The sequence below is a fragment of the Leptotrichia sp. oral taxon 879 str. F0557 genome (genome assembly GCF_000469385.1).
GTDB classification, from domain to species: Bacteria; Fusobacteriota; Fusobacteriia; order Fusobacteriales; family Leptotrichiaceae; genus Leptotrichia; species Leptotrichia mesophila.
Window position 1 is genome coordinate 97705 of the sequence record NZ_KI271301.1, and the last position, 4346, is coordinate 102050.

Consider the following 4346-nt stretch of genomic DNA (forward strand, 5'->3'; position numbering starts at 1 on the left):
CAACTTGTTTGAGCTTTTCTATTATATTTGAATTGATAATAATTTACTGAAATTAAAATAACTTTTGTTAAAAGCAAGTTTTGTCTTTTGCTGTAAAATTGAAATTAGAGAAGCAGGGTTGTAAGGGCATGGCGTCTGATGCCCTTACGTTAAAAAAAACTAAATATAAATAAAATTGAATAAATAATTATTAAACAGAATAAGTTATTTCCTATAAAAAAGTTTTAACAAAAAAGATCAGAAAAAACTGAACTTCCGCCAAAAATTAGACATTTAGTTTAAGTAATCTTCTGATCTCTTTAAAAAATTATAATCCTAAAAATTTTGAAAATTCTTCCATTGTTTTATCAAGTTTTGCTTTTACATTTTCATTTGAATCTGTATTTACACTGAAGTAGAATTTAATTTTTGGCTCTGTTCCAGATGGACGGGCTGTGATATATGTATCGTCTTCCAGAACCAATTGTAAAACATTTTCTTTTGGTAATTTTATTTCAGTTTCTGTTCCTGTTTCCAAGTTGTATTCTTTGTGTGATAAGAAATCACGTTTAATTTTTATCTTTTTACCAAGCAGTTCGTCTTTTACATTTTCTCTCAAATTAGTCATAAGAACAGCCATTTGTTCAATTCCATCTTTTCCTTTAAGAGTTACAGATTTTATTCCTTCTAGGTAATATCCAAATTCTTTATATAATTTTTGCAATTCTTCATAAATTGAACTTCCGATTGAATTATAGTAAGCAGCCATTTCAGCAATTACCATTGAAGTTACTAATGCATCTTTATCTCTTGCATGTGTTCCAATCAAATATCCATAACTTTCCTCAAATCCAAACAAATATGTTCCATCCAGTTCCTTGTTTTCAAATTGTCTAATTTTTTCTCCAATATATTTAAATCCTGTCAATGTTTTCATAACTCCAACATTTTTTGAAGGTGCAATAACGTCAATCATTGGTGTAGAAACAACAGTTGTAATAACTTTTGCATTTGCAGGAATATCTTTCTTATTATTTAAAAGATACTGCAGTAACAATAATCCAACTTGGTTTCCATTTGGATAATACCATTCATTTTTATCATCTTTTACAGCAATACCTATTCTATCTGCATCAGGATCGTTTGCCATAACTATTTTTGCCCCAATTTCATCAGCTAATTTTACTCCAAGCTTAAATGCCGCTTTTTCTTCAGGATTTGCATAAGTTACAGTTGGAAAATTACCATCTGGCTCAATTTGTTCCTTCACAACTTCAAAATTATAACCAAAATCAGACAAAATACGTTTCATTGGACGTCCACCAGTTCCATGAAGTGGAGTGTAAACTATTTTAAAGTTTTCTTTCCCCGGAATATCTGTTTTTAAAGTTTGTGTTTTTATTGCATCTAAATAATCATCATCAATTTTTCCATCCAATTGAATAATTAATCCTTTTTCTCTTCCTTCTGCTTCAGAAATTACTTTAATTTCTTCAAGAGTCTTAATTTTATTAACTTCAGCAACAATAGCAGGTGCATGCGGATCTACTACTTGTGCTCCATCATCCCAGTAAACTTTGTATCCATTGTATTCCACAGGATTATGCGAAGCAGTTACAACGATTCCAGCCATAGTTCCTTTATATCTTACCCCAAATGACAATTCAGGAGTAGAACGTAAATCTTCATAAATATATGCCTTAATTCCATTAGCAGCCATAACTCTTGCAGTATTCAATGCATATTCCCTTGAACCGATTCTACAGTCATGAGCAATTATAATTCCTTTTTCTTTTGCCAATTTTTCATCAAATTTCAGCATATAATTTGCAAGCCCTTGAGTTGCTTTTCTAATTACATATTTATTAATTCTATTAGTTCCAATCCCACGAACACCTCTAATTCCACCAGTTCCAAAGCTCAAATCCTTAAAAAATCTGTCTTCGATTTCCTTTTCATCTCCAGCCAGACTTCTCAACTCTTCCTTATCCTTTTCATCAACAACTTCTGAATTTAACCAGTATTCATATTTTTTCATATATTCCATCGTACGCCTCCTAAAATTTTTTATTTAAACAATTTTAATTTCTATTATTTTTGTAGTTTATTTTAAACTAAATACCTCCAAAAATTTTTCTATTCTATATTAATTTTACCACATTTATTTAATTTAACAAATATCAAAATCAAAAAAATTATAATTTTTTTACTAAAATTAAAACCAGCACAAAAAACATCACAATGATATTCACAACAAACGGTAAAAAAGGATTAAAATTTAATAAATGCCCTGAAAGAAGTGAACCAATTGCAGTTCCAAGAGAACCTACTGCAGAAGCAACTCCCAATATTTTCCCCTGATTTTCTTTATATCTCTGAGCAATAATAGTATTTCCAAGAGAACGTACAATTTCATAAGTCATCGTATAAACAGCCATCAAAAGATATGGAGTTACACCTAATTTAACTCTAAATAAAATCACTGCCATCAATATTATTCCAACAAAAATCAAAAATTTATAGATACTTTTTTCCTTAAATTTTTTCAGCAGTTTTCCCAGCAAAAATGCAGTTCCAAAAAAAGCAAGTAATGACGAACACATAACAAAAGTTCCAATCGTATCAGAAGAAACTTTTTCATAAAATTTCAAAAAATAGTTTAAAGCGCTTCCATAAGAATAAATTCCTATTCCTGAAAGTAAAATTATAAGACAGAAGAACTTGGAATACCCGTCTAACTCCTTAATATATCTAAAGGTTGCAAATGGATTTAAGTCCTTTTTACTTCTTTCTTCCAAATCATCATTCTTTTTCACAATTTCCTTCATTATCAGTAAAATAATTATCGAAACAATGCTTCCACCGATAAATTGTAGTGCAAAGGATGTTCTCGGATCATTCGTAGCAGTTGCAGCATATCCTCCTATTTTCTGCCCAATTGCTCCACCAATTACAGTTGCAGAACTTACTTTTGCAATATTTTTTGCTTTCTCGCCTTTTTCAGAAAGCTGACTCACATATCCAAATGCCACAGCATATGTTCCTCCAGATGCAAATCCCGAAATCATACGTGCCAAAAATATAAACGGTACATTTGTCCCAAACCCAAAAATAAGCTGTGACATCCCATAACAAATTGGCATAAAGACAAATATCCTCTTCATCCCAACTCTATCTGCTAAGGCCCCCAAATAAGGCGAAGAAATAAACATCGCTGTACTCATAAATGCCAGAAGTTCCCCCGAAATACTCTTTTTCCAACCTCTCACTTCAATTAGTGCAGGTGTAGCAGGATGCCCTAAATTATAAACAATAATACATAAAAACATTAATATTATCATCTTATTAATATTTTTCTTCTTTTCAAATTTCTCATTTTTTTTCATTTATTTCTCCCTTAAATTTTCCAAAAAAAAAATCAATAAAAATTATTTATTGATTTTCTATTTTTAAATATTTTTAAAACTTACTAGTCTGATATTCTTCCAAATTCATCAGCTGGTTTTTGTATAGCTTTTACTATTTGAATAACACATATTACAAATTCAACTAAAAGAATTATACCACCGATAAAAAGAAAAGCTGTTAACATTCCTATTATTCCTGCTATTAAAAAATATATTCCTTCTTGTTTTCTTCCTGCATAAAATGCATGAATTCCAAAACATCCTAAAAACCAAGCTAATAAGCAATAAATTGCTTTATTGTATTTAGGATTTCCATTTGCTGCATTTTCAGGTAAATTAGTTTCTGACATAACGTATCCTCCTTTAAATTTATTTATATGTTATAATTTTTTACTAGAATAATCCTGGAATACTTACTCCACCAGTAACTACTTCCATTTCTTTTTCAGCCATTTCTTCAGCTTTATCCAAGATTTCGTTTACTGCATTTATAATTAAATCTGAAACAATAGTTGCGTCATTTTCTTCAATTGCATCTTTTAACACATCTAATGAAATTGATAAATCTACAATTTTTTTCTGTCCATTTGCTTTTACAGTAATTCCTCCACCAGCAACAGATGTTTCTACAAATTTATCTTTTAATCCTTCTTGAATTTTTAACATTTCTTGTTGCATTACTTGAGCTTGTTTGATTATATCCTGTTGATTTCCACCAGATTTATTTCCTGCTCCTTTTATTTTTCTAACCATAGTTGATAATTCCTCCTACGAATTATAATTTAATATTTATAACAATTTTTATTTTTATAAAAAAAAATGGTGGAGAGAGAAGGATTCGAACCTTCGAAGGCTGAGCCGGCAGATTTACAGTCTGATCCCTTTGGCCACTCGGGAACCTCTCCACAACATTCTAAATTTTAAATAGTGGTGCCGCTTGTCGGACTCGAACCAACCACC

At 30.3% G+C, this 4346-nt stretch carries 4 protein-coding genes and 1 tRNA gene; all 5 read right to left on the bottom strand.

The genetic code is table 11. The annotated features are described in order from the left end of the window. Positions 1–307: 307 nt before the first annotated feature. Complete coding sequence (locus HMPREF1552_RS03570) at positions 308–2026, bottom strand: phospho-sugar mutase (protein ID WP_021743720.1); 1719 nt, start codon at positions 2024–2026, stop codon at positions 308–310. Positions 2027–2174: 148 nt separating this feature from the next. Further along, positions 2175–3365 (bottom strand): MFS transporter, encoded by a 1191-nt coding sequence (locus tag HMPREF1552_RS03575; protein WP_021743721.1) that lies wholly within the window; start codon positions 3363–3365, stop codon positions 2175–2177. Between the two features lie 83 nt (positions 3366–3448). After that, complete coding sequence (locus HMPREF1552_RS03580) at positions 3449–3736, bottom strand: TM2 domain-containing protein (RefSeq protein ID WP_021743722.1); 288 nt, start codon at positions 3734–3736, stop codon at positions 3449–3451. Between the two features lie 43 nt (positions 3737–3779). After that, entirely contained in the window at positions 3780–4139 is a 360-nt protein-coding gene (locus tag HMPREF1552_RS03585; RefSeq protein ID WP_021743723.1) for a YbaB/EbfC family nucleoid-associated protein, read from the bottom strand. A gap of 67 nt (positions 4140–4206) precedes the next feature. Then, a tRNA-Tyr gene (locus HMPREF1552_RS03590) sits at positions 4207–4291 on the bottom strand. Between the last annotated feature and the right edge of the window lie 55 nt (positions 4292–4346).

Bases quoted from the DNA above. Each gene is read 5' to 3' on its own strand.
- HMPREF1552_RS03585 (WP_021743723.1), bottom strand. From the start codon at position 4,139: ATGGTTAGAAAAATAAAAGGAGCAGGAAATAAATCTGGTGGAAATCAA.
- HMPREF1552_RS03580 (WP_021743722.1), bottom strand. From the start codon at position 3,736: ATGTCAGAAACTAATTTACCTGAAAATGCAGCAAATGGAAATCCTAAA.
- HMPREF1552_RS03575 (WP_021743721.1), bottom strand. From the start codon at position 3,365: ATGAAAAAAAATGAGAAATTTGAAAAGAAGAAAAATATTAATAAGATG.
- HMPREF1552_RS03570 (WP_021743720.1), bottom strand. From the start codon at position 2,026: ATGGAATATATGAAAAAATATGAATACTGGTTAAATTCAGAAGTTGTT.